Below are 24,369 nucleotides of genomic sequence, written 5' to 3' on the forward strand. Positions count from 1 at the left end.
TCTCCAAAATACTCCCGACTATAATTAAGTTAGTCGCTATCTCTTTTGTAAAAAGACGCCAACAATATAGTTATTATTGAAGTTTTTCCTTTTACTAATGAATCGAAATATTTTGGTTACTAAAAATCGTGTTTTATATAAGCTCTAAAAATGGACTTATTTTATTAAATCATGGACAATATTACCAGTAAAAAACAGGCACTGGTTACAATAAAGAGGATTTGCTCCTCTCCATTTCAAACTCTGTATCAATACCTAATGCACTTCTGTTTTTAGATGCAGCAACTGCAAGCTCGTCGCAACGCTCATTTTCAGGGTGATTATTGTGTCCTTTTATCCAAACAAATTTAACATGGTGTAGTTTGTAAACGTTAAGAAAGCGCATCCAAAGATCTTTATTCTTTTTGCCTTTAAATCCGGTTTTCACCCAACCGAACACCCACTTCTTTTCTACTGAATCGATCACGTATTTTGAATCTGAGAATACAGTAATTTCTTGCCCTGGACTTTTTAGTGCATTTAAGCCTACTATCACCGCCAGCAATTCCATTCTGTTATTTGTAGTTAAACGGAATCCTGCACTCAGTTCCTTATAATGGGAACCTGAGCGTAAAATCACTCCATATCCACCCGGCCCTGGGTTTCCGCTAGCTGCTCCGTCAGTATAAAGTTCAATCATATGTTAGGCAAATCTAGCTTTTTAAGCTATAAAAGCAATTTATAAGGTACTTTTTATATTTACAGTAAAAATTAATCGACTGAGATTTAAAGGATTAAAAAAAAGATTTAATCTAACTGAAAAAAGATTTGAATAAAATATTTTAAATCGTACTTTTGTACCGTTGAAAACACATGGTGGTTTTAGCTCAGTTGGTTAGAGCATCGGTTTGTGGTACCGAGGGTCGTGGGTTCGAGCCCCATATTCCACCCCAAGTTTTGAAAGCAGTTCTGAAAAGAGCTGCTTTTTTTGTTTCAAACTATTTCTGTCTAGCCGAAAAGTCTTGTTTAGGCTTTCCATAAATCTTCAAAGAATCGATATTTTGCATTTCATCCACTTATCTTTTTGCTGTATTTATCAATCCATTATTTTTTGTCACTTCTATATCAAGACAAGCAACACTTTCGGTTAACAACCAAACTAAAAGCCCAAATGAAAGGATAATCAATAAGAGTCTAATCGTTATATACTGATAGATTGAATTATAATCTTTTAGATTCAGTTAGTTCAATCTTTTTCTCTCCGGAAGGTCTCTTCATCTCACCTCTACCTTTGGGTATACCAAAAACAGGGCTACCATCCTTTCCGAAGGTAAATTGTTGTAGATACACCTCTCTATTATCCCAACCGCCATCCAACGCAGCTTTAGAATGATAATAAATCCAGTATTCACTGTCATCAGGTGAAGTTGTCATACTTGCATGTCCTAACCCATGAACAGTAGCAGTACCTTGAAATACGGGTTTAGCAGATTTAACCCACGAAAGAGGGTTCAGTGGATCTTTACCACTTGTTAAACGAAGCTGTCCTAATTTATAGTGCTCAGTCCAGGAACCGCGGGTAGAGTAGATGATAAATACATCATCATTATGTTTCAATATTTGAGGTCCCTCTTGCAATACGATATGCTCACCCTTTTCCCAGTCACGTTCGGGTCTCGATAACAACACACGCTTCCCTATTGTCGAGGGATTTTTCATTTCTGCGATATAAAGATTCTGGTCTACATCATGATGGTCATGAAGTGTTTCCCAGCCAGACCAAACAGCATATTTTTTACCATTCAACTCCAAAACAGTCATGTCGATAGCCCAGCAATTGTCCTTCTTTTGATTAGGATCATCACCAGTGTAAAGCATTCCTTTATCAGTATATGGTCCAAATGGGCTATCGCTTTCCAGAACCCCGGTCCGTTGGGCATAAAAAGGCACTCCGTTGTGGACTGAGCCAGCATAATAAATACACCATTTACCATCAACATGATGGATTTCTGGCGCCCAAAGGTTAAAACTGTTCCACTTGCCTTGAGGAGGCGTCCATACTACTTCTTTCTTTTCGAATTTGGTTAGATATCTGGATTCCGTAACTGCAAACCCTCCTTTTTCATTAAAAATGGTATAGTACTTACCATTATGCTTCGTAACATATGGATCAGCTCCTTTACGAAGTGGATTCATAAAGGTTTCAGAGACTTTACCCTTATCGGTTTGTTGAGCAATTAGGCTCGATGAGAATGGGATTAACAGGAAAATGACCCAAAGGATTTTGTTCATAACGGAATACTTTGGCTAAATATACAAAAAGCCCAGAAAGCTCATAACGAGTGCATGAATTTAAAAAAATATTATTTGTAGGTTAGAAAAGCCTGATTAGATCATTTCAATTATTGTAGTATGCGGCTCTGGATTATACCGCCAAATTAGAATAACAACCAATAGCAGCACAGCAACTAAAGCAATTGCAGCATACCTGCTTGAGGTTGATTGTCTATGTTCTTTCCTACCTTCAATTCCTGTCCAATAAGCTACGCCCTGAACAATTCCGAAAAGCAATTCTAGAATAAAGCACATATAGTTAATGCCTAATTTATAGCAAGATAAATAAAATAATTCACGGAACCAATATTCTAAACTAGCAAAATAATAGTTTAATAAAAATAAATCAATAACTTAAGTTCATTAAAATATTGCCTTATATTATCTAACCAAAATCAATTAACGTGACTCATACTTATTCAATCTCCACAGAAGGTGATCTCTTCATTAAGAATCAAATCAAGAAAAGCCTTATCCTTTTCATAGGCATGTGCATTATCTCTCTAATAGCATGCATTGTTTTCATGCTTGAAAAATTCCAAACCATAGATGGAGGTGCTATTTTTCTTTGCACGCTTTTTTATCTCTTTCCACTTTCTATCAGTATTAGCGTATTCCGCAAAACAATAAAACTTCATCAGCACTTAATAAAAGAAGTTAAAATAGAAGGTAATATAATTACCCTAACCGGATATAAATCGTACGGAAAAGAAGTGCCTTACTACACGCTAAATTTAATAAACTACCAGTTTAAAAAGGGCACCCAAAATTTAATGCAGAAATCATCAAATACATTCAAAACAAAAAACACTTATATTTTAATATCTAAAGAAGATGCTAATCAACATTTTTACTTCATCAGCTCTTTTTGGAAACAATGGAATGAAATCCAGGGTTTATTTCTAAATGACTTTTTAGAATCTAAAGCAGGTTAGTTTATAAAACCTAACTATGAATCAATGAAAGAATATATAAAACTTACCAATCCATCAAAAAAAAGAACAATTTGGACCTATATAAATTGCATTGTAATTATCCTTTGCATTTATGCTGGAATTTTTCATCAATACCATAAGGTTAATATGGTAAGTGCAAGTGTTCTCCTAATTATTAGTTGGCATACACTAAACGCATTAAAAAGATTGTGGATAGACACCAGCGAAATGAATGGGATCAAATACCTAATACCAGTTACAATATTAGTTACATTAGCACTATCTGCCGTAGTAATAGGCAAACTAGAGAAAGTCTACCTTGCCCATCAACTGACAAATCACGGCCAAACGATTACTGGAAAAGTAGAAATTGTAAACACGCGTGAATTCCCTATACTTTACCCTTATTACAGTCGCTATGCCTTAGTTCGCTACAAACTTAACAATAAGTACTTCATGAAAGAAATAGACAACAAGAAGCAAAAGCTTATTCAAGGGGATAGCATAAAACTCAAAGTATCAACTCAACATCCTGAAATAGTTGAAGCGGTATATTAAACCGCCTCATACTTTATATATTCATGATCAAAACTCCCATCCTCATAGAGATTCAAAAGAGAATATCCTGGTACAGTTTCCCTGTAAGCACTTTTACCATCATCACCCGGCTCCCACCAGAAACCACTTGTAGCACCATTGCACAGATAAGTCACATCATTATACCAAACTTTATCAAGCAAGTGAATATGCCCACTTAAACAAAGTTTAATGTTCTTATTCTTGTTAAAAACCTCAATAAACTTCAAAATATCCAAATGGTTGTAGCTTCCACTTACTTTAAACGGCCCTCTAAAGTCTGGTTTGTTATCTACAATACCTGTACAGCTCAGTAAAGGATAATGCGACATAATCAATGTAGGTTTATCCTTAGTGTTCTTTTCTACGTCCTTTACAAACCAATTCCACTGTTCATCATCAAGCATCCCCGGGTTTGTAGGATGGTTACTATCCAACATAATAAAATGCCAGCCGTTTTTGTCAAAGCTGTAATAATTATGCTCCATTCGCAGTATCTTTAATACTCCGGCTTTGCCTCCCAACTCGTCATCTTTACCTTGCCACCACATATCATGATTTCCTAACACATGATACATAGTGATATTTTTAACCACCTCAACACTTTCATTCCAGCAAGCCCATTGCTGCTCTACCCTATCCTTAGTAATGTTGTCATAATCCGCAGCGTAAATAGTATCTCCGCCGTTAAGAATAAAATCTACCTTGTCTTTCTTAATCATTTCCAGACATTTCTTAAAACGAGCTACCGCATTATGTTCTGGCCTGATATGCACATCAGTGATATGTGCGACTTTTAAAACTTTCTTTTTCTTTACTGGAGCAGCAGTTGATACCTCTGCAACACTGCTCAATGCAACAGTCCCTACTGTAACTCCAAGTGATTTAATTAAATCTCTTCTTTTCATTTGGTTATTTTGTGTGTTAAACTTTAGTTATTGAGGTTAGCCAAGCTTCCTATCTGAAATATAGGGAACAATAGGGTAAATATAATCATCCATTTTTACTCCTAGTTTTTCTGGAGATGAACCTACAAAAACAGTCTTTTTACCTTTAATAGTAATTTTCCCTTTATGGTCAATTTCAATCATTGCCCATATTGGATCTTTGTAAGGCACGGTATACTTGAGATTTGGATGCGCTTTATCAACCTCCTCAGAATAACGGATTTCTTTGTAATTGTCTCCAAGCCACTGGTACGATGCACTGTTGATTTGGACGTAATGAATACCATTGATGTGATTATAATAATCCTGATGATGGTGGCCGCTCATAACCAGAATAACCTTTTGCTTACCAGCCTTTTCATTTGCTTTCTCCAGGGTATATCTCAGCAAGGTACCGTTTTCAAGCCCACCTGCGTCATTATCTAACCCTTGGTGACAAAAGATAACAGTTGAAAAAGAAGTCTCATCAAGATCTTTTCTCAACCACTCTAATTGAACAGGAGAAATATAACGTGCGTATCCCTTTGGGCGGTCGGCACTTTCATTATGCTCATTCCCATCAAGAACCACAATATGAAATCCATTAGCATCAAATGAATAATATTTTGCTTTAGCATTCCAAAACTCGACCACCTGATCACGAGTATATCCTCCATCATTATCATGATTGCCAATTACATGATATTTAGGCCCCTTAAATTGATTCCAAACATCCAATAATGGGGCATTACTTTTTTTAGGTATACAGAAATCTCCTCCTTGTATGATAAAATCGGGTTTCTCTGCATTCATTTCCTTAATAAAGGCCGACAAGCGTTCTATACCATCATGCATAATATCATGATGAAGATCAGTGATCATTCCAAACCTGATTTTTTTATCTGCCGGACTTAGCTCAGGATAATATGCGAAAAGCAAAGTGCCACCCGCTAACCCTGTTGTTTTTAAAAATTCTTTTCTGTCCATTTTTTATTTTTTTTAATTTAAACACCGTCATTACTGCTGCATGATCTGAAGGAAAGCAAAGATTATGGCTATTCTTAGCTTCATGGGATTTGATTCGTGCGAAATACATTAAACCTCACGCCTTAAAGATACAAATACTAAACAAATGTTTAATATTTGTATCTTTAATTTTATAACAACTATAAGTAAAGGTTTTGTGAAGACTAATTATTTAACCTAATCATAACTTCAAATCTTATTTACTTAACTCCAACAATCTTATTATTGCTATTTTTAATAGAAATAACATTTCTAAAGTTTCACTATGTCGAACAGAAGAATTTTCCTTAAAGGCAGCCTCGCAAGTATCTTACTTGCAGGTCTTTCAAAAGGTGTTTCCGCTTTAACACCTAAAATGCATACTAACTTACCTGTGGGTGCAAAAGCGAAACTTCGCTTTGCAATTGCATCAGACGGTCATTATGGTCAACCGGGAACGGATTATAAAAAAGACCATGATAATATCGTTCAATGGATTAATGAAGCCCATGACATAAACCCGATTGATTTTGTGATCATTAATGGAGACCTTGTTCATGATCGCCCAGAACTGCTCTCTGAAGTAAAAACCAACTATTTTGATAAACTCAAAGTACCATTTTATGCTATCCCAGGCAATCACGATCATGCTGATACCGCCCTTTGGAAATCTGTTTTTGGCTACGAGGATAATTACTCATTTGAAAAAAATGGTGTAGGTTTTATTCTTGCTAATACCTCAGATACAAAAGGAGCTTATTTATGCCCGGACAAAAACTTTATAAAACAAGAACTTGAAAAACTTAAAAACTTAAAGACTGTGCTGGTAGTTTTACATATCCCTCCACATTCCTGGGTGCCAGAAAGTCCGTTTATTGATTGTCCAGACACAATAAGCCTCCTGCATAGCTACAGTAATGTTAAAGCCGTTTTTCATGGGCACGACCATAGCCTTGACGCAGTATTTTACACTAACAAATTACCACATTTTTTTGATGCCCATTTTGGTGGTAATTGGGGGACAAAATATAAAGGATACAGAATCGTTGAAATAGACGAAACAAATAAAATAACTACGTATCAGGTTAATGCAAGCAAAAACCCAATACTTAACGAAACTACTCTTTAGAACTACAGATCCTATATTAAACCTTGCAAAACACAAGCCTTAACCAATTGTGCTGAATTCTTACAATCGGACTTGCTCAATATATTGCAGCGATGCTTTTTAACAGTTAAATCACTAATAAAAAGTTTCTCTGCAATTTCATTATTATTAAGCCCATTGCTTATACACCTGATAATGTCTATCTCCCGTTTAGAAAATTTCATGGTATTCTGCATGGTGCTTCCCGGATTGATATTCATATAAGATGGCTCACCATTTATTCCCAAAAGTGAATACTGATACGTATTATAATTACTCAAATGATCTATCCTTGTGTGAATATTAAGACATTTACCGTACCCCCCATGGCTATCTAATGTAAGCATTAATGCCTGGTGATTAATTAAGGCGTAATCTCCATTACCTAGTCGGCCCCTTAAATTATACACCTTTTTATATTTCAACAGCTTTTCCCTTTTAATATTCTTATGAAAAAAATTTGCAATGGTCGATTCCGCCAGAGCGGTAAACTCTACATCTTCAGGATGAATTGCGTCAAGAACATCATTAAAAGTTACCTTTTCAGGATCAAAGCCAGGAATATCTCTTATCCCAGGACTAATATGCGATAAGGACATGTCATAGAAATCGATAACATAATAATAAAATGGGCCCGGGCTAATGATTGAATTCGTTAGATCATCAAAAGTTAATTGAGGCAGTTCGGTGCTTTCCATACCTACATTATGCGGCTGCAACCAAACATCGCGGAGTTTTTGTAACTGAGAACTCATAGAGAAGAGATATAATTTAGTATATATTAAGTACGGGATTATTTCTGGATAAAGCAAAATATAAATACTTGCCTAAGAGACATATTTAGCTACAAGCACAAATTAAAAAGACTACCTTCACCAGCCTACGGTTTTACTCTCGTATTAACCCCTATCCTTTTTGGAAAACACATTTAATTGCCTTATCGATTCTTTTATAGACCAACAAGTAGGCATCGCCGATCACTTTTTAAGTGAAAGCCTTGCGGCTGATCTAAAGGAAAACCTTATTTCCCTTTATAGCAATAAAATGCTTCTTTCGGCAGGAACCGGAAATGACAAAGTAATCAGACATAATTCGGAAGTCCGGGGCGACCGTATCTACTGGCTCGACCGAGAACATGACACACCTTGTGAAAATGCTTTTTTTATACTGATGGATAACTTTGTAAAGCATTTAAATGAAACATGTTATACAGGAATCACCGGCTATGAATTTCACTATACCTTATACGAAAAGGGCAGTTTCTATAAAAAACACCTCGATCAGTTCAAAAATAACGACAGCAGAAAGTACTCAATGATCATCTATTTAAATTCAGATTGGGTATTAGCTGATGGTGGCGAACTCTGTATCCATCATGATGATCATTTGCAAAACATATCACCACAAAATAGAAAAGGCGTCTTTTTTAAAAGCAACGAAATTATGCACGAGGTATTACTCACCCACCAACCAAGGATGAGTATTACCGGGTGGCTAAAAATTTAATACTATTGAGCCGAGGGAGGCGGCGCATCTGCACCCCATTGCTCATTAGGCTTTGCGCCCATTACCAACACCATTTTTCCGCCCTTCATCAATTCATCTCTGTATAGCCAGCAATTGTTTAGTGGTTTACCATTAAACTCTGCCGACTGCACATATACGTTCTCTGCTGAGTTATTTTTTGTTTCTATTATCAATCGTTTTTCACTACCCAATTCAATTGTTGCCCTTTCAAAAAGAGGGCTACCCAACTCAATTATAGGCCGGAGATCAGTAAACCCTTTCACATCAAACAGACCTAAAGCAGACATTACATACCATGAGCCTAATTGTCCTTGATCTTCATCTTGTCCATAGCCATAACCATGAATCGTTTCTGTACCATAAAACTCATCGCAGATGGCTCTTGTCCATTTTTGAGTAAGCCAAGGTTTACCGGAGAAGTTAAACAACCAGCTAACATGTAAATTAGGCTGATTACCGTGGTTATAAACTGATTTTATACCGGAGAAAGCATCTATTTCTTTACCTCCACCAAAACCACTTTTTTGTGCAATGATAAAAATACTATCTAAACGAGTGTTAAATTCAGACTTGCCAATTTCAGCTATTAAGCCTGAAGGATTATGAGGGATATAAAAAGTGTACTGAATGGCATTTCCTTCCTGAAACCCTCTCCATGGCTGATAAGGATCAAACTTATCAATAAAAGAGCCGTCAGCATTTTTAGGGTGGATCAGTTTATTTTTAGGATTAAATATTAGTTTCCAACCATTAGATCTTTCAATCAAATTTTGATAATCGTCTTTCTTACCTAAAGCTTTAGCCATTTGTGCCGCAGCAAAAGCGCTAAAACTATATTCCAACGTATGTGATGCAGAAAAATTAGAGCCTAGAGAATCTGTTTCCCCCTTAGCATATGGCACAAAACCGCGTTCAATAAATTGCTTGGTATCCATTTTTCCTGATCCCGGATTACGGTTAATCCATTCCAATTCATTTGCTTTTACAGCTTTATAGGCCAAATCTACATCGTAATCTCTGATTCCTAAATTATAAGCAGCACCAATGGTAAGTCCGATAAAGTTTGTTCCTACGCCTGAGGCAAATTGCCCATTTGCAATCCCATCACCAAACCAGCCTCTGTGTTTATAAACCTCTAATTGAGTTTGCACAAAGTCCTTATACCTATCAGGATATGCTAGAGCCCACAACTGTGTGAGATTCCAAAAAGCTCCCCAAATAGCATCTGTATTATAGAAATTATACTTAGGTTTTCCTTTTTCATCAGGCGGAAGTTGCCCTATTGTGCCTCCGTATTGAGGAAATGTCCCACTCACATCGCTTGCCGTCCCCCTACCCAGTAGACCATGAAATAGACCCGTGTAGAATTTCACCTTGTTATTCCTATCCTTTCCTTCAACATAGATCTTACCCAACTCGCGCTCCCATATTTTTTGAGCATTTACCTTGGCTTGATCAAAGGAAATACCTGTAGCTTCTGCCGCAAAATTCTTCTTTGCATTTTCTGTTGAGGTATAAGACAAGCCTACTTTCATCTCAACAATATCCTTATCCCCGGTCTTATATTCAAGAAATAAACCTGCCCCCTTACCTTTTGCCGCATCACTATTCTGAGAAATACCTTCCGTATTAAATGAACCTATATTTATTGGCTTTTTACTTGTTTCGCCCCAAAAATACATAGTGATCTGACCTTTAGGGTCGTACCCCTTAATATACAGAGGATAAGTAGTTACGAAACCCTCAAAATGGGTATCATCAATCATGCGGACAGTGGCATCCCGTACCTCACCACTTTCACCTTGTTTATTACCAATATCAAGAATAATCCTCGACTGATCATTTTTAGGAAAAGTATATCGATGAAAACCAACATGTTCGGTCGCTGTAAGCTCAGCTGTAATGTTATAATCATCTAGTAGCACCTTGTAATAACCAGGCTCTGCTATTTCATTTTTATGATCAAAATGAGAACGATAGCCATTCTCCTTTCCTTCCAGATCTCCAGGCTTCACTTTTAAAGGTCCGTTTGCAGGCATAAAAGAAACCCCTCCAATTTGCCATTCATGAAAATGAACAAATCCTTCTATAGAAGTATGCCTTGTATCGTAGCCTACGGCCTCCCAACCTGATTTATTTCCATAGTGACCATTAGTTGATGGCGCCAATTTTGCCATACCATGAGGTAAAGCAGCCGGGGTAAAAAAGAACCAGCGACTGTGCGCCGTTCCAACCCCTGAATCTACATACTTCAATACACTCTCTTTCTTTACCTTACATGAGGAAAGTACAGAGACAGCTAAAAAAGCAATTACTATAATATTAAGATTTCTTCTCATCCCAAAACGATTCTATTTCTTCCAATGATTTGCCTTTAGTTTCAGGGAGCAACTTATACACTATAAAAAAGGCGATCAAACAGAAAAAGGCAAACACCCAAAATGTAGCAGGTGTCCCAGCCTCCTTTAATAATATAGGCGTAACCTGCCCCATTATAGTATCGGCAACCCACATTACCATAATACTTACTCCTAAGGCTTTACCTCTTATGTTTGTTGGAAATATCTCGGAAGCAACCACAAACTTTAAAGGGCCAATTGAAAATGCAAAACAAGCTAGAAAAAGTGTGACACTAATAATTAAGAAAATGCTTGTTGTTAAACCCATATAAAAAAGAAAACCTGTAGCAAATAAACTTAGGGTAGCCCCAATGGTACCTATAAGATAAAGTGGTCTCCTGCCCCAATCATCAACTTTCCATATTGCAATAAAAGTAAATACCAAATTAGCCACTCCAAAAATGATCTGTCCTAAAAAAGAATTACTTAAGGCAATCCCCGCATCATTTAGTATTGATGGGCCATAGTAAATGATGGCGTTTATACCACTTAATTGAGAAAACAAAGGCAGTAAAATACCAAGTAACATAGCCTTTCTCAATTTCGGCGACAACAATTCTTTATAAGAGCCACCATCATCATGTTTTTCTCCAATTAAAGCTGCTTCTACGGCTTCTTCTTTGCCGTTATTAATACTTTTTAAAATGGCTAATCCTTCTAGGCTTCGTCCTTTCTTTATTAACCAACGAGGACTTTCTGGCACGAAAAATAAACCAATCAAGAATAATATAGCAAGCACCGCTCCTATACTAAACATACCACGCCATACTTCCTTAATATAAATAAGGTCGATTAATCCAGTAGTAGCAGTATGCTGCTCGGAATAACTTAACAGCAAAGAATTGGTGATATAAGCCAATAAAATCCCTACAGTGATAGCCAATTGATAAAAAGTAACCAACCTACCCCTAATAGCTGCCGGAGATATTTCTGAAAGATATAATGGCACCACAATAGATGCAATACCTACGCCGATACCACCTAATAATCTGGAAGCAATTAGCCAGTCGAGAGACGTTACTAAAGAACAGCCCACTGCTGAGAAAAGAAATAAAACAGCGGAAAGAAAAAGTAGTTTCTTACGTCCAAGTCTATCACTTAAATCTCCTGAAAATGCCACCCCTCCGATACAACCAACTAGCGCTGAAGAAACAAACCAACCTTCCTGTAATGGAGTCAAATTAAATTGCTTCTCCACAAAAGGTAAAACTCCTGATATTACCGCCATATCGAAGCCAAAAAGCAGCCCTCCTAATGATGCGACCAGGGTTATTAACCCCAGGTAGGTTTTATAATTATTATTCATACTGTTTGGTTTATATTTGGTTAGGGGTTATTTGGTGGATTATTTTTTACAATTCAATATCATTTTTAAGAAAGGCTTTAATCACTTTGGCTTTCCCTTTTCCGTTGTTAATCAGTTTATATCTTCGAGTTGCTGCAGGAATAATAAAGGTTTCTGCATAATGAAATTTACTGGTCTCATTTTCTGCTACCTCTACAGAAATAGAAGTACCTTCTACAAGCATCAATACGTGACAAGTATCTTCGGTTTCAATAACCACCTCCGTATCAAACTCTATACGGTGAACATCATAAAAATGTTCTTTATGCGTCGGCAAGTGAAGAATTTCCCAATCGCTGCCTCTATCAAACAAAACTTGTTTAGCAATCAACTCTTTTGGTACTAATGCACCTTTTCTCTCAAACCTAAGGTTATTGAAGGCATGCTCAATATTTATTGGTCTTGGTTGACCATTAAGATCTAACGCTAACCAATCGTACATTTTAAAAGTAAAAATATATGGGGTTGCACTAATTTCAAGCACCATATTATTTATACCTGAGCTGTGTACAGTACCATTGGGAATTAAAAACAATTCGTGCTTGCGCGAAGGGAAACTACGTACGTATTTCTCGATTAAAATCTCTTGTTTTTTAAGTTGACTAACCTCTAGTGCTGTTCTGAATTCCTGACGATCTATATCTTCCTGAAAGCCTAGGTAAACTTTTGCGCCAGGCTCGCAATCCAGAATATAATAAGTTTCATCCTGAGTAATGGTTTCTCCGAATTTCTCTCTGATATATGATTTGGATGGGTGACACTGAATAGATAGATTTCCTCCTTTAAAGGTATCTAAAAAATCAAATCGGATCGGGAAATAGTTACCAAACTGTTCAGCGTGTTTACCTAATATAGCCTGATATTCAATTGTCATTAAAAGATCGAAGGGTATTTCAAGTAAGTTCCCATCGCTTTCCAATACCACGCCATTCTCAGGAGTAATTAGTTCAAATGACCATGCATAATTAACCTCACTGGCATTTAAACCATTAAGATGTTCTTTCATCCATTGTCCTCCCCATGAACCGCTTTCAAACCAGGGGCGTGCACGTAAAACAGAATGACTAAGTTTATGTAAGCCTTCAACAAGGTCACTTTTAAACAGCCAATTTGGTCTACCTACTCTTTGTCCATCTGCAATAACAGCGATCTTTTTAAGCAATTCGGTTTTATAGTGGTTTAATACTACCCAATCAACAAAGTAAAAGCGCTTATACATTTTAAAGGGCTTGTCCTGAACACTAGTTCCAAGATTACTGACTGACCCGGCGCGCATACGATACTGTATCTCATTTTTAGGAATATCAAAATACACTACAGGAGCATCCCAATTGAGTAAGCCAGCTCCAATACCAATTACAATATTAATATCAGCCTGGTCGTCTTTTTCAACGGCTAAAAATTCATCAAGCTTAAAAAAATCTTTAAGGCTAAGATTCGTTTTAAAACCCCAAACATCTTCTGATCCACCTAAAAATGGCTTAACCATTTCTTCTACATCAGCTTCACTTTTAAGGTAATCAGACGTAAAGTGCCACTTCACAGAAAAGCCATTCTCTTCAAGTTTCTGCTGAACTTCTTGCTGGATTTCGTTAAAAAACACGCCACCATAGCCATCAATAAGTACATCTTTCTGTTCAATGATCCATGCCACCAAACTACCAAAACCACTATATATTTTACCTTTACCTAGCTTATGATAAGGGATTGAATTGTAATCACTTTCTATATTGGAACCTTCATACACATGTTGCTGCAACAATGGTTGCATACTATTCCGCCATTTATACTCATTCATACTTTTGCCTGCTTGTATTTTATCTTTTTCAGTAGCCTCAGAAGCTTCAATCATATTTTTCACAACAATTTACTAATTTAATAACCAACAAATGTATAAACATATAAATCAACAGAAGCAGCTTTAAAACAATCAATAAGCCGTAAAATTGCTAAAAAGCTCAACTGTTGAATTTAATATGTACAAACATAGTGATTTAATAATCCAATACAAATATATTTTCATAATATTGCAATAGAGAAAAAATACCTTAAGGGTAACCTAAAAAGACGCATAAAATATGAAAATAGCACTCAATCATAAAAGCCCAATCCCTCTACACATACAGGCAGAGGAGTTGCTGCGTAGAATGATAGCAGACCCTCAATTTCAAAATGGTAAATTACTACCTAACGAAATAGATCTTGCCAATCAGTTGGCCATTTCCCGAACTACTCTTAGGCAAGCATTAAACAAGCTGGTTTACGAAGGCTTGCTCATTCGTAAGAAAGGAGTTGGAACCAAAGTAGCAGATGCAATGATTAGCTCTAAATCTGTAAATTGGTTAAGTTTCTCGCAAGAAATGAAAGCCAGAGGTATTCCAATCAAGAACTTTGAATTACATGTAAGCTGGATCTATCCTGAAGAGGTGATTGCCAATTTCTTTAACATAAAGACAGACCAAAAAATACTAAAACTCGAACGTTTAAGAGGCAGGCCTGAAGGCCCGTTTGTATATTTCGTTTCCTATTTCCACCCGCGCACAGGATTAACAGGTGAAGAGGATTTCAAAAGACCTCTGTACGATATTCTACAAGCTGATTACAACATCATTTCTGAATTATCCAAAGAAGAGATCAGTGCAAAAGCAGCCGATAAATTCATTGCAGCAAAACTTGAAACAGAACCAGGAAGCCCAATATTATTCCGTAAACGATTTGTTTACGATCAGGCAGACCGTCCTATTGAATATAACTTAGGGTATTACAAAGCCGATAGCTTTGTATATACCGTTGAAAGCAGAAGAGGTTAAAACTATAGGCCCCAATTTTTATTGGGGCTTGCTCCCATCTTTAACACTAACTTACCGCCTTTAAGTAGTTCCGATGCAGGAAACTTAAATGAGCTCAATACCTTTCCATTAAGGGTTGCACTTTGCACATACTTATTAGCTCTCGACACATTTGGAGCTTCAATGCTAAATGTTTTCCCCCTTCCATATTGCTCACCCAAATCTATGGTCACGTTTGAAAAAAGCGGACTTCCAATTTCGTACACAGGATCAGTGCTGCATCCTCCATCAGTCTGGAAAAGCCCCATAGACACCATAATAAACCATGCACTCATCTGTCCCTGATCCTCATCTCCCAGGTAAGCATTGGCTACATCAAATCCGTAATAGCGATCTATAATTGCTCTACTCCAATATTGCGTAAGCCAAGGTTTTTTTACCCAGTTAAACAGGAAAGCAAAATGCATAGACTGTTGATTCCCCTGAATTACAGGATAATCCCAGTATTGATCTCCCGGAGCATTAAACCGAAGTTTCTCACTCTCTTTAAAACCCCATTGAAGGCGTTCTATAAATTTATCTTCTCCAATTTCCTTAGCCAAACCAGGCACATCCTGTGGTACAAAATAGGTTAATTGCCATGCATTTCCTTCTACATATTGCTCATTGGCACCTGACTTAAATGGATCAAAATCAGGAAACCAGCTGCCATCAGATTTACGCATACGCGCATATCCTGTTTCTTTATCAATTGCATTTTTCCAATAATCACCGCGAAGTGCAAACTCTTCTGCTGCCTCCTTTTTACCTAATGCTTTTGCAAACTGTGATACCGTCCAGTCATCGTATGAATATTCTAATGTATTTGAGAATCTACCCTGATCATATGGCACATATTTATGTTTCAAGTAAGGCACAAGATCTCTATTTCCGGCAAAGCCTAATCCTACCTTTTGTGCCGGTGTAGCCTGCATTTTATAAACAGCCTCGAAAGCTTTTTGAGCATCAAAATCCCGAATACCCATTTGGTATGCTCCAACTATTAAAGGGATTTCATGCTCGGCAACCATTACTGGCACATAGTTCATCCCTGCTGGACCTTTAGCGAGCCAGCCATTGGCATCATACATCGCCAATTGAGATTTAACCCATTTAGACGACCATTCCGGAGTAACTAAATTCCAAAACTGATTTAGATTCCAGAAAGTATTCCAAAAAGCATCACAACCTAAAGCTAAAGCCTTTGGATCTTTAAGCTTTTGGATCTTCTGTGTGGCATCAACCCAACTACCATCCAGATCACTCCAGGTGTTACGACTAGCCAATGCACGATACATATTACTATAAAATCTTACTTTCTCACGTCTATCACTAGTAGCAATTGTTAAACGGCCCATTAGTTTATCCCATGCTTCATGTTGTCCTTTACGAACCTTATCGAAGCTCCAACCATAAGGCTTTGTCACTTCTTCCTGTAAATTCTGAGAGGCATTCTCTATGCTAACCAACGAAATACCAGTACGCGTTTGAACTACCTGATTCTTTCTGGTATCAAATTCCACATACGCTCCGGCATCTTTAACCGCGCCGGCGTTTACGATATCCTTATCACTCAAGTCATCATTTAACCAGGTACCAAACTTTTTAATGGGCTGATCAAATTCAATCACAAAGTGAACTTTATAATCCTGATTCACATCACCAGACCAGGCATTAGGTGTAAACTGTCTTGTAAAACCTTCGATCCTATAATCGCTTACTTTTCTTAACGAAACATCCTTCAATTGATAAGTATATTCAGCAGGAATTTGCAAATCAATCATTACCCTCGAATTTTCTGCCTTCGGATAAGTGTATCGCTGAAAACCACATCTTGTTGTAGCCGTTAACTCGGCTTTGATATTATAATCAGTAAGCATTACTTTATAATAACCTAAAGGAGCTTCTTCAGTCGATTTATCAATTTTAGATCGATAACCATCTTCCCCTTTACGCTCATCACCAACCTTAATTTTTAATGGTCCATTAACTGGTAACATACCCAAACCGGCCATTGTCCACTCATGAATGTGACTAAAAACGCCAACACTCTCAAAAGTTGGATCATAGCCACTACTCCATCCTGCGTTCTGATTATCAGGACTCAATTTCACCATACTAAAGGGCATCCATGGACCGGGAGCAATCATCCAGCGTGAATGGGCAGTCCCCATTGTCGTGTTTACGTAATCGGCTGAAGTAAATTGTTGCTTTTTTGATCTCTTAACTGTTCCACGTTCCAACAGTACTCCGTTACTAAAAATCTCATAATTACTTTGTTTTGCAGCAATTACAGCTGGCATTGGAACTTCAAATTGATATCTGGAAGTATCCAACTTCTGCTTAAACAATAACTTTCCGTCCAGTTTAACACTGAGTTCAGGATTTCCTGAAAGATGCTCTGCATCTACCAGTAGTGGTTGAATCTGTTTACCATTCAGCGTTAGCTCGTATTCAGCTGCCTTTACATTCCTTAAAAAAACGTCTTTACTATTAACCAACACTGTATTTTGAGGGCCTTCCAATCTTACCTGATCAAATACCATCCAGGAGCCTTCCAGTGTAGTTAGCACAATTTCATTCCCGCCTTTACGGAGCATCCCCGATTGAACCGGAATTTCTATTCTATATTCTTTTGCATCATTCAAGTCACCTTCAACCACACGACCTGATTTATATTTTGGCAACTGTTTTACAAAAGCTTTACCATTGATGATCACTTTAAGCATTGGCGGCAAATCACCCTGATAACCCATCAAATCGATAACAAAATTCCATTGCCCTTGTGAAGGCTGATTTGCTAACCCGAAAAGTATGTTTGCTGAGTTAGTTCTTAAACCGGAAGTACCACCTGTACCTCCCCAACCATCTTTTGGGCCAGGCAAAACATATGGCCAATCCTTGTCTGATTTAGAAAAACCAATAAGGAAAAACCTGTCCTCCCATCCAAAATCATGATCCAGAAAGTGCTTATACCCCGAAGGAGCAAGCGCCATATCTCCATTCTTGTTATCTGAAGCCCCAATCTCCCAGATCACTTTTTTCTGTGCAAACAGTGGCTCTACCGCAACACTCAAGAGCGTCATCAGTAATAATATCTTTAGGTTGTTGCGGTAGTTACTCATCATTTGCAGTTAAAGTTATTTTTTTGTTTTTTGTTCAAGCTCAGTAATTGCACTCCATAAAACACCAGCCTCTCCCCTAAAACTAGAGGAGCCTTGAGGCTTGTTATCCGGGGTGTACCACTCATAAAACCCTTTGTTTTTTATTACACGATCCAACATCGGCTCCATTGCCTCGCAAGCCTCATCAATAAGATTGTAACGGATAAGTTGAGATACCATTCTGCCTCCAAACCATGTCCAATCTCCACCATTCTGATAAGAATATGGTCCCATACCTTTATTCTTAAAAAAACCTTGAGGATACACTGGATATATCGTTAAACCTATAGTAGCTGCATTGGCTTTCTTCACATTTTCCTGCATCTTTTTATAGGCGGTTTTTACCTCTTCCTTACTTAATAGGCCGGCTTCAATAGCGATTGCAGTCCCACCATGATAATAAATTTCTGATTCATTGAATGACGAAGGAAATGGCGAACCGTTCAAATAAATATGTGGAATATACTTTTGCTGAGCTTTATCCCAAAGGTGTTTACGAATGTTTGTTGCTATGCTGGTTTTGATGCCTTTCCAATATTTTTGTGATTTTTGCGACAGGTCGGCCATGCTTAAAAAATCGTTAATAGCAATAATGAACATCGCATTATCATAAATATCGATCGTTCTGTGCGAGTTAGAATCTAAAACAACGCCCCAATCATGCTCTGGCTGAACATCGCCCCAATCTACAGTTGTTGCGCCCCATACCAGTCCATATTTTTTCTCGAAACGTTTGGTAAGCAAGAACTGCATGGCTTCTTCCAGATGTTTCTGTACAGATGCTCCTGCAACAGTATCCTTAAGGATGGTTTTATCGCCGGTACCTCTTATATATTTAGCTATTGCTTGCACAAGAGAAGTCTCCTGATCTGTTTCTACTGTATTTTTGTGTCCTGCGTAGTTTGGCGCAAGAGCAGAATGATAAAAATTATATGGAACACCTCCTGTTTTTACTGGGATATAGCCATCTAATATTCCACCGTCAGGTTGCTGAAATTGGAAAAAGGTAATCAGGTGTTTCTTTATAAGGTCTTTGTCGTTTACTTTACAGGCAACAGTCAAAAAAGTATTGAGATCTCTTATCCATACCTCACCGTAACCATCACCGGCAGTAAAACCTTTTTTAATTAATGTTTCTGCCATGTCTTTTACTGAATCTGCTGCAGGCTTAATCGCTTCAATCCTTTTAGCAGCATCGGCAGACAAGGCCGTCTGCCCATTGGCGTTATTGTTCAGTGCAAAAGCACTTAAACAAGTTAGCACTAACATTTTTATCTTCATTTGTGTGTTTTATTATACTTGGTTAAAATATTAAAACTATTGGCAGTGCATTAAAAATACAAGCGCATTCATCTTCATGAAGCTAAAATCTCTTCGGTTTTCCAACATTTTAAACCGAAGATAGTAACCGAAAAGTAAAAATTTTTCACTATCTTTCTTTCTGGTTAAGCTTACCCATGAAATGTTTGTACATACATAGTTACATATTAATTTTATAGCATCAAATTTTTTTGATAAAAAAGTGACCACTTAACCCTGATTGCTCATAAAACAGACTATTGATTTTATGACCGGTAGCTACTTCATCTTAGACTCAACTCAGACTCACCTTAGACTCAACTCAGACTCAAGTCAGACTATTGTCTAATTAGACGCTCTTTTTACACGATATACAGGCTGATGTCAGACAGATATAAAAAGAGCCTGATCAGCTAATGATACAGGCTCTTTATTTACGCAGTCGTAATTCTGAATTATTTTATTTTCTACCTAAAGTGATTTCAGGCCAGCTATCGGTTCTAAACGGCGAAGCCGGAAGCCCAGCACCATTAACAAAATTACATACCGGATTATTGGCCCAGGCATATCTTACGGCAACCGGATTAGCTACATCAGGACTACTAACAACCACTTGATTTCCTTTTACTACAGCTTTGGCCCAATAAAATTTCTGATCCGAGCCTGCAATAGCAAAACCTTTCAGTTCAGCGCCATCCTTAGCCTTTAAACCACCATCAGCAGATTTAAAAGTTAAATTAATAGCCGCACCATCAATTTTTTGAGACTGATATATTGGACCGCTATAAGGAATTTTAACTCCATAATCTTTAGCAAGGGCTATAAATGCCAACCTCTTACCAACATCTTGTTTGTTTTTTGGATGAATATCTACCGCATCGCCGATATCAATAGAAACCGCCATACCTGTATTTGGTAGCAAAAGTGTTTCGCGTTGTGCATCTCTCAATTCAGCCCATTCAGAAGAAACAGGCTCTGCATCCACTTTCATAAAATTAGCCAATTGAACGAAGTAGAAAGGGAAATTTGGCTGATTCCAGCTTTTTCTCCAATCCTTAATCATAGCAGGGAAAAGTGTACGATACTGATTTGCACGACCAGCATTACTTTCTCCCTGATACCAGATGGCACCTTTAATTGGAAATTGCAGATAAGGATTAATCATTGCATTGTACAATACGGTCGTTCTGTTAGGCCCATCATTTGAAGTAGGTATAGGCGCCACATCTTTAAAATTCAATCCTACTTTGTATTGCCATTCACCATCAAGAGATAACCTTTCGCCGCTTGCCGAAACAAGGGATAAGATATTTTTATCTCCAAAAATACCACCATTACCCATGCCATCTAAAACCCTTACTACCAATGCAAATGTTCCTGCTTTTACTTTATTCCCTGGAATAGTATAAACACGTGGGACATTAAACCCCTCCGTTTGCCCTATCATTTCACCATCAAAAAAAGTAATGTCATTATCATCTATGGTACCAAGATTAACTTTTAAATCTTTACCGGCCCAGGATTGAGGGATAGTAATTTTTTTTCTAAACCAAACAACACCATCAAAACCAGGCATTCCCGCTTCTTCCCACAATGCAGGGAGTGACATAGTTTTCCACGATGAAACATCAAGTGAACCCGCCAACCATGCCGGTTTACCACCAACTATACCTGCATCTTTATCAAGTACTGATTTGTTCCAGGCTGCCAATTTATCTTTAAAATCAGAACCATCATTACTTGCATTTTCAATTGCTTTTACCGCTTCTACAAAATCAGGGATAGTTTTAAGTGTAGTTGCACTAGTCCACGCTTCAGCAATGGTACCACCCCATGAAGTATGAATCAAACCGATTGGAATACCTGTTTTTTTGCTGATTTCACGGGCAAAAAAGTAACCTACAGAAGAGAACCCTGCAACATATTGCGGAGTACATTCCTGCCAGCCACCATTATCAACTTTTGCATCATCTAATAGCGTGTTGCTGGTTACATGAACGGCTTGCAATAGTCTGATTTTTGGATAATTTGCATCCTTTATTTCCTGTTCGTAATTATCAATTTTCCCCCATCCTGCCAATGGCATTTCCATGTTAGACTGACCTGAGCAAACCCATACATCACCAACCAACACATTATTTAATTTCGTAACCTCACCATCAGAAATGCTAATATTATAAGGTCCGCCATACGAAGGAGTAGGCAACACTACCTTAAACTTTCCATCCCGACCTGCTTTACTGGTATAAGTTTTATTATTCCAGGTAGAAATAACTGTTACAGTTTTTCCTGCATCAGCATTTCCCCAGATCGCAACATTGGTTTTCTGCTGAAAGACCATATTATCACTAAATACAGTTGGTAAGACTACTTTAGCCTGTGTTACAACGCTAAAAAAAATGGAAGCAAGCAATAAGCCGCCCTTAAATAATTTAATGGAATTGGGTTTCAACATGTTTGTGGTTTAATTTGGTATACACAAACATACAAAAAACATCTATTAGTCAATACCCCCAACAACCCCCATTTGCTCCAATTTATCCTCAACCCCAGAGATATACCGCGAGCTAGACTTCCTATCGGAAGAATATTCCATCATTAACGATTCTGCTACATGCACCATGTGTTCAGATCCAATAAATATAGCGGTACGCTGATGTAATTCCGTTGGTTCTATTTCCAATATCCTATTAAAACCATCGGAAGCCACTCCCCCAGCCTGTTCAACTATAAAAGCCATCGGATTACACTCATACAATAACCTTAATTTTCCTTTAGGAGAACGCGCGGTGGTAGGATATATATAAATGCCCCCTTTTATTAAATTACGATGAATATCGGCCACCATAGAACCAATATATCTTGATGTATATGGCCTATTGGTAGACTCATCTTCTACCTGTACATATTTCAGATATTTCTTTACTCCTTCAGGGAAATGCACATAATTCCCTTCATTTAAGGAATAGATATTTCCATTTGGAGGTATCTTCATATTTGGGTGTGATAAGCAAAACTCCCCAATAGAAGGATCTAAAGTAAAACCGTTTACTCCTTTACCGGTTGTGTACACCAACATAGTTGATGATCCATAGATCACATAACCAGCCGCAACCTGCTCTGTTCCTTTTTGCAAAACATCATGCAGGGTAGCTTCTCCCCTCGTCGATTTTCTTCTATAAATTGAAAAAATAGTTCCTACTGCTACATTGCAATCAATGTTTGAAGAGCCATCAAGTGGATCAATACATACAATGTATTTAGCATTTTTAGATACCGGAGAGTCAATTTTCACAAACTCATCCTCTTCTTCAGTTGCAACGATACAACACTCACCACCACTTGTTAAAGCGCTTATAAATTGCGTATTTGCATACACATCCAGCTTCTGCTGCCCCTCTCCCTGAATATTCATAGTTCCGGCAGCTCCCAATATATCAACCAGACCTGCTTTATTCACTTCCCGGTTCACAATTTTGGAGGCGATACCAATGTCCCTCAGTAGTCTTGAAAGCTCACCTTTTGCATAGGGAAAATCGGCCTGTTTTTCGATGATAAACTGCCCCAGTGTTTTTATACCCGACATATACTTAGTGTATTTAATACGTTATCTATTACCTATTTCTATAGCCTCTAAGTTATGTATTTTTTCATCAGAAACACTAAATCTAATTAAAGTTTTAACCTTATGCCAGCCCGAATTACCTGCTGCACCTGGATTTATATGCAAACAATCGATTTTCTTGTCATACATCACCTTCAAAATATGTGAATGTCCGGTTATAAATAATTTCGGAGGCTTAGTGTATATCTCACCCTTAACATTAGGAGAATATTTACCGGGATAACCACCAATATGAGTCATCCAAACATCAAGCTTTTCACAGTTGAAACGCAGGTGTTCCGGATAAACACTTCTAATCTCTTTACCATCGATATTTCCATAAACACCACGTAGTGGTTTAAAGGCAGCGAGCTCTTCTGCAACATTAGCTCCAAAGTCGCCAGCATGCCATATTTCATCGCAATCCGCAAAGTGTTTAAAAACCGCTGGGTCCAAAAACCCATGCGTATCAGAAATCAAGCCTATCTTAGTCAAAGTATATGTTCTTAATATGAATCAAACAAATTAGTATGTATCAAACAAAGCTATGTATAATGATATTTATACGACTAAAAAGCCAATAAGAAATCTTTAAGTAATCGTTTATAGTCGGAAGTATACACTTTCTCCGACTCATAAATAAAGAAGTTACTCACTTTTGTCTCAACGACTTTTCGCTGCAAGCAGATGATATGACGAAAAACCGGCTTACTTTCATCAGAGCAAACATTTATTCTTTCGCCAAGTACTAAATTAAACGCCGAAGCCCGTTCTGCCACAAACTCAGCCTGCTTAACCGGAAGTATTAACCAGATACACCCATCATCAGCCAATAGTTCTGAAGTTTTTAGCAACAGTAACTCAAAAAAGTTCTCATCGGCATGTCTAGCTATACCTTTTCTTTGCTCCGGATTCTTAAGATCATTCACAAAATAAGGAGGATTGGAAACAATCAGATCGTATTTAACATCAGTATTATATAATGCTATAGGAAAATGATGAGCCTTAATCCTTTCAGAAAAATCTGAATTACTAAAATTAGCAGAAGCAGCCAATGCCGCCGATTCATCGATTTCTACAGCATCAACCAATGAATTTGGAAAGCGTTGCGCCAACATTAATGCAATAACACCTGTTCCAGTGCCAATATCGAGTATTTGTTTAGCGTCATTTTTTTGAACAATTGCCCCCAATAATACTCCGTCAGTGTTAATTTTCATGGCACAACCGGCCTGATTTACCTCAAACTGCTTAAATTTAAAAATACTTCCCATACGCTTCTGCGAATATATTACATTCTA

20 protein-coding genes and 1 tRNA gene are annotated in these 24,369 nt (G+C 37.5%); 6 read left to right on the top strand and 15 right to left on the bottom strand.

All coding sequences use genetic code 11. The features are described from left to right. Window positions 1-205 precede the first annotated feature (205 nt). The gene (gene rnhA / locus J1905_RS00970; protein WP_214225246.1) at window positions 206-679 is read right to left on the bottom strand and encodes a ribonuclease HI; all 474 of its coding nucleotides are present in this window, start codon (window positions 677-679) and stop codon (window positions 206-208) included. Between the two features lie 176 nt (window positions 680-855). On the opposite strand from rnhA, the gene J1905_RS00975 reads away from it, so the two are divergent. Then, window positions 856-932, top strand: a tRNA-His gene (locus J1905_RS00975). A 268-nt stretch (window positions 933-1,200) separates the two neighbouring features. Here the strand turns inward: J1905_RS00975 and J1905_RS00980 are convergent. Together J1905_RS00980 and J1905_RS00985 are read right to left on the bottom strand one after the other, a co-directional pair. Beyond that, complete coding sequence (locus tag J1905_RS00980) at window positions 1,201-2,271, bottom strand: glycoside hydrolase family 43 protein (protein WP_214225248.1); 1,071 nt, start codon at window positions 2,269-2,271, stop codon at window positions 1,201-1,203. A gap of 96 nt (window positions 2,272-2,367) precedes the next feature. Continuing rightward, a complete protein-coding gene (locus J1905_RS00985) occupies window positions 2,368-2,568 on the bottom strand; it encodes a hypothetical protein (protein WP_214225252.1) in 201 nt (66 codons plus the stop codon). 269 nt (window positions 2,569-2,837) lie between these two features. Between J1905_RS00985 and J1905_RS00990 the strand changes: the two genes are divergently transcribed. Both J1905_RS00990 and J1905_RS00995 read left to right on the top strand, forming a co-directional pair. Further along, window positions 2,838-3,248 carry a hypothetical protein gene (locus J1905_RS00990; protein ID WP_214225254.1) on the top strand — a complete coding sequence of 137 codons (411 nt, stop codon included), beginning with the start codon at window positions 2,838-2,840 and terminating at the stop codon, window positions 3,246-3,248. Between the two features lie 24 nt (window positions 3,249-3,272). Then, a complete protein-coding gene (locus tag J1905_RS00995; protein WP_214225256.1) occupies window positions 3,273-3,806 on the top strand; it encodes a hypothetical protein in 534 nt (177 codons plus the stop codon). On the opposite strand, the gene J1905_RS01000 is transcribed toward J1905_RS00995, so the two are convergent. Next, window positions 3,803-4,732 carry a metallophosphoesterase family protein gene (locus tag J1905_RS01000; RefSeq protein ID WP_214225258.1) on the bottom strand — a complete coding sequence of 310 codons (930 nt, stop codon included), beginning with the start codon at window positions 4,730-4,732 and terminating at the stop codon, window positions 3,803-3,805. The genes J1905_RS00995 and J1905_RS01000 overlap by 4 nt on opposite strands. Window positions 4,733-4,768: 36 nt before the next feature. After that, window positions 4,769-5,737 (bottom strand): metallophosphoesterase family protein, encoded by a 969-nt coding sequence (locus J1905_RS01005; RefSeq protein ID WP_214225259.1) that lies wholly within the window; start codon window positions 5,735-5,737, stop codon window positions 4,769-4,771. 304 nt (window positions 5,738-6,041) lie between these two features. Here J1905_RS01005 and J1905_RS01010 point away from each other — a divergent pair, with 304 nt between their 5' ends. Next, on the top strand, window positions 6,042-6,884 hold the full coding sequence (locus J1905_RS01010) for a metallophosphoesterase family protein (RefSeq protein ID WP_214225261.1): 843 nt from the start codon (window positions 6,042-6,044) through the stop codon (window positions 6,882-6,884). Between the two features lie 11 nt (window positions 6,885-6,895). Here J1905_RS01010 and J1905_RS01015 read toward each other — a convergent pair whose 3' ends face one another. Further along, window positions 6,896-7,657, bottom strand: coding sequence for a response regulator transcription factor (locus J1905_RS01015; protein WP_214225263.1), 762 nt, complete (start codon window positions 7,655-7,657; stop codon window positions 6,896-6,898). Between the two features lie 160 nt (window positions 7,658-7,817). Between J1905_RS01015 and J1905_RS01020 the strand changes: the two genes are divergently transcribed. After that, window positions 7,818-8,408: a 2OG-Fe(II) oxygenase gene (locus tag J1905_RS01020; protein WP_214225264.1), complete on the top strand. Its 591-nt coding sequence runs from the start codon at window positions 7,818-7,820 to the stop codon at window positions 8,406-8,408. 2 nt (window positions 8,409-8,410) lie between these two features. Here the strand turns inward: J1905_RS01020 and J1905_RS01025 are convergent, their stop codons facing one another. From J1905_RS01025 to J1905_RS01035, 3 genes are read right to left on the bottom strand one after another with little or no spacing between them, the layout of a single operon-like run. Then, a complete protein-coding gene (locus J1905_RS01025) occupies window positions 8,411-10,768 on the bottom strand; it encodes a GH92 family glycosyl hydrolase (protein ID WP_214225266.1) in 2,358 nt (785 codons plus the stop codon). Then, entirely contained in the window at window positions 10,752-12,134 is a 1,383-nt protein-coding gene (locus J1905_RS01030; protein WP_214225268.1) for a sugar porter family MFS transporter, read from the bottom strand. Before J1905_RS01030 ends, J1905_RS01025 begins: the two co-directional genes overlap by 17 nt. Before the next feature lie 46 nt (window positions 12,135-12,180). Beyond that, window positions 12,181-14,025, bottom strand: coding sequence for a class I mannose-6-phosphate isomerase (locus tag J1905_RS01035; RefSeq protein WP_214225273.1), 1,845 nt, complete (start codon window positions 14,023-14,025; stop codon window positions 12,181-12,183). Window positions 14,026-14,251: 226 nt separating this feature from the next. Between J1905_RS01035 and J1905_RS01040 the strand changes: the two genes are divergently transcribed. Next, complete coding sequence (locus tag J1905_RS01040) at window positions 14,252-14,983, top strand: GntR family transcriptional regulator (protein ID WP_214225275.1); 732 nt, start codon at window positions 14,252-14,254, stop codon at window positions 14,981-14,983. A gap of 2 nt (window positions 14,984-14,985) precedes the next feature. Here J1905_RS01040 and J1905_RS01045 read toward each other — a convergent pair whose 3' ends face one another. The 6 genes from J1905_RS01045 to J1905_RS01070 form a co-directional block, all read right to left on the bottom strand. Then, on the bottom strand, window positions 14,986-18,129 hold the full coding sequence (locus J1905_RS01045; RefSeq protein WP_214225276.1) for a GH92 family glycosyl hydrolase: 3,144 nt from the start codon (window positions 18,127-18,129) through the stop codon (window positions 14,986-14,988). 12 nt (window positions 18,130-18,141) lie between these two features. Further along, window positions 18,142-19,446, bottom strand: a complete 1,305-nt coding sequence (locus tag J1905_RS01050) for a GH36-type glycosyl hydrolase domain-containing protein (protein ID WP_214225277.1) — start codon at window positions 19,444-19,446, stop codon at window positions 18,142-18,144. 478 nt (window positions 19,447-19,924) lie between these two features. After that, the gene (locus J1905_RS01055; protein WP_214225279.1) at window positions 19,925-21,919 is read right to left on the bottom strand and encodes a sialate O-acetylesterase; all 1,995 of its coding nucleotides are present in this window, start codon (window positions 21,917-21,919) and stop codon (window positions 19,925-19,927) included. Window positions 21,920-21,964: 45 nt separating this feature from the next. Next, window positions 21,965-23,050, bottom strand: a complete 1,086-nt coding sequence (fbp, locus tag J1905_RS01060) for a class 1 fructose-bisphosphatase (protein WP_214225281.1) — start codon at window positions 23,048-23,050, stop codon at window positions 21,965-21,967. A gap of 21 nt (window positions 23,051-23,071) precedes the next feature. Next, window positions 23,072-23,563: a metallophosphoesterase family protein gene (locus J1905_RS01065; RefSeq protein WP_214225282.1), complete on the bottom strand. Its 492-nt coding sequence runs from the start codon at window positions 23,561-23,563 to the stop codon at window positions 23,072-23,074. A gap of 74 nt (window positions 23,564-23,637) precedes the next feature. Next, entirely contained in the window at window positions 23,638-24,342 is a 705-nt protein-coding gene (locus tag J1905_RS01070; RefSeq protein ID WP_214225283.1) for a tRNA1(Val) (adenine(37)-N6)-methyltransferase, read from the bottom strand. Window positions 24,343-24,369: the final 27 nt, after the last annotated feature.

This window comes from Pedobacter sp. B4-66 (genome assembly GCF_018492665.1).
In the GTDB taxonomy this organism is placed as follows: domain Bacteria; phylum Bacteroidota; class Bacteroidia; order Sphingobacteriales; family Sphingobacteriaceae; genus Pedobacter.

What these genes read in the sequence shown, in the direction of transcription:
- rnhA (WP_214225246.1), bottom strand. Translation starts at nt 679, where the DNA reads ATGATTGAACTTTATACTGACGGAGCAGCTAGCGGAAACCCAGGGCCG.
- J1905_RS00980 (WP_214225248.1), bottom strand. Translation starts at nt 2,271, where the DNA reads ATGAACAAAATCCTTTGGGTCATTTTCCTGTTAATCCCATTCTCATCG.
- J1905_RS00985 (WP_214225252.1), bottom strand. Translation starts at nt 2,568, where the DNA reads ATGTGCTTTATTCTAGAATTGCTTTTCGGAATTGTTCAGGGCGTAGCT.
- J1905_RS00990 (WP_214225254.1), top strand. Translation starts at nt 2,838, where the DNA reads ATGCTTGAAAAATTCCAAACCATAGATGGAGGTGCTATTTTTCTTTGC.
- J1905_RS00995 (WP_214225256.1), top strand. Translation starts at nt 3,273, where the DNA reads ATGAAAGAATATATAAAACTTACCAATCCATCAAAAAAAAGAACAATT.
- J1905_RS01000 (WP_214225258.1), bottom strand. Translation starts at nt 4,732, where the DNA reads ATGAAAAGAAGAGATTTAATTAAATCACTTGGAGTTACAGTAGGGACT.
- J1905_RS01005 (WP_214225259.1), bottom strand. Translation starts at nt 5,737, where the DNA reads ATGGACAGAAAAGAATTTTTAAAAACAACAGGGTTAGCGGGTGGCACT.
- J1905_RS01010 (WP_214225261.1), top strand. Translation starts at nt 6,042, where the DNA reads ATGTCGAACAGAAGAATTTTCCTTAAAGGCAGCCTCGCAAGTATCTTA.
- J1905_RS01015 (WP_214225263.1), bottom strand. Translation starts at nt 7,657, where the DNA reads ATGAGTTCTCAGTTACAAAAACTCCGCGATGTTTGGTTGCAGCCGCAT.
- J1905_RS01025 (WP_214225266.1), bottom strand. Translation starts at nt 10,768, where the DNA reads ATGAGAAGAAATCTTAATATTATAGTAATTGCTTTTTTAGCTGTCTCT.
- J1905_RS01030 (WP_214225268.1), bottom strand. Translation starts at nt 12,134, where the DNA reads ATGAATAATAATTATAAAACCTACCTGGGGTTAATAACCCTGGTCGCA.
- J1905_RS01035 (WP_214225273.1), bottom strand. Translation starts at nt 14,025, where the DNA reads ATGATTGAAGCTTCTGAGGCTACTGAAAAAGATAAAATACAAGCAGGC.
- J1905_RS01040 (WP_214225275.1), top strand. Translation starts at nt 14,252, where the DNA reads ATGAAAATAGCACTCAATCATAAAAGCCCAATCCCTCTACACATACAG.
- J1905_RS01045 (WP_214225276.1), bottom strand. Translation starts at nt 18,129, where the DNA reads ATGATGAGTAACTACCGCAACAACCTAAAGATATTATTACTGATGACG.
- J1905_RS01050 (WP_214225277.1), bottom strand. Translation starts at nt 19,446, where the DNA reads ATGAAGATAAAAATGTTAGTGCTAACTTGTTTAAGTGCTTTTGCACTG.
- J1905_RS01055 (WP_214225279.1), bottom strand. Translation starts at nt 21,919, where the DNA reads ATGTTGAAACCCAATTCCATTAAATTATTTAAGGGCGGCTTATTGCTT.
- fbp (WP_214225281.1), bottom strand. Translation starts at nt 23,050, where the DNA reads ATGTCGGGTATAAAAACACTGGGGCAGTTTATCATCGAAAAACAGGCC.
- J1905_RS01070 (WP_214225283.1), bottom strand. Translation starts at nt 24,342, where the DNA reads ATGGGAAGTATTTTTAAATTTAAGCAGTTTGAGGTAAATCAGGCCGGT.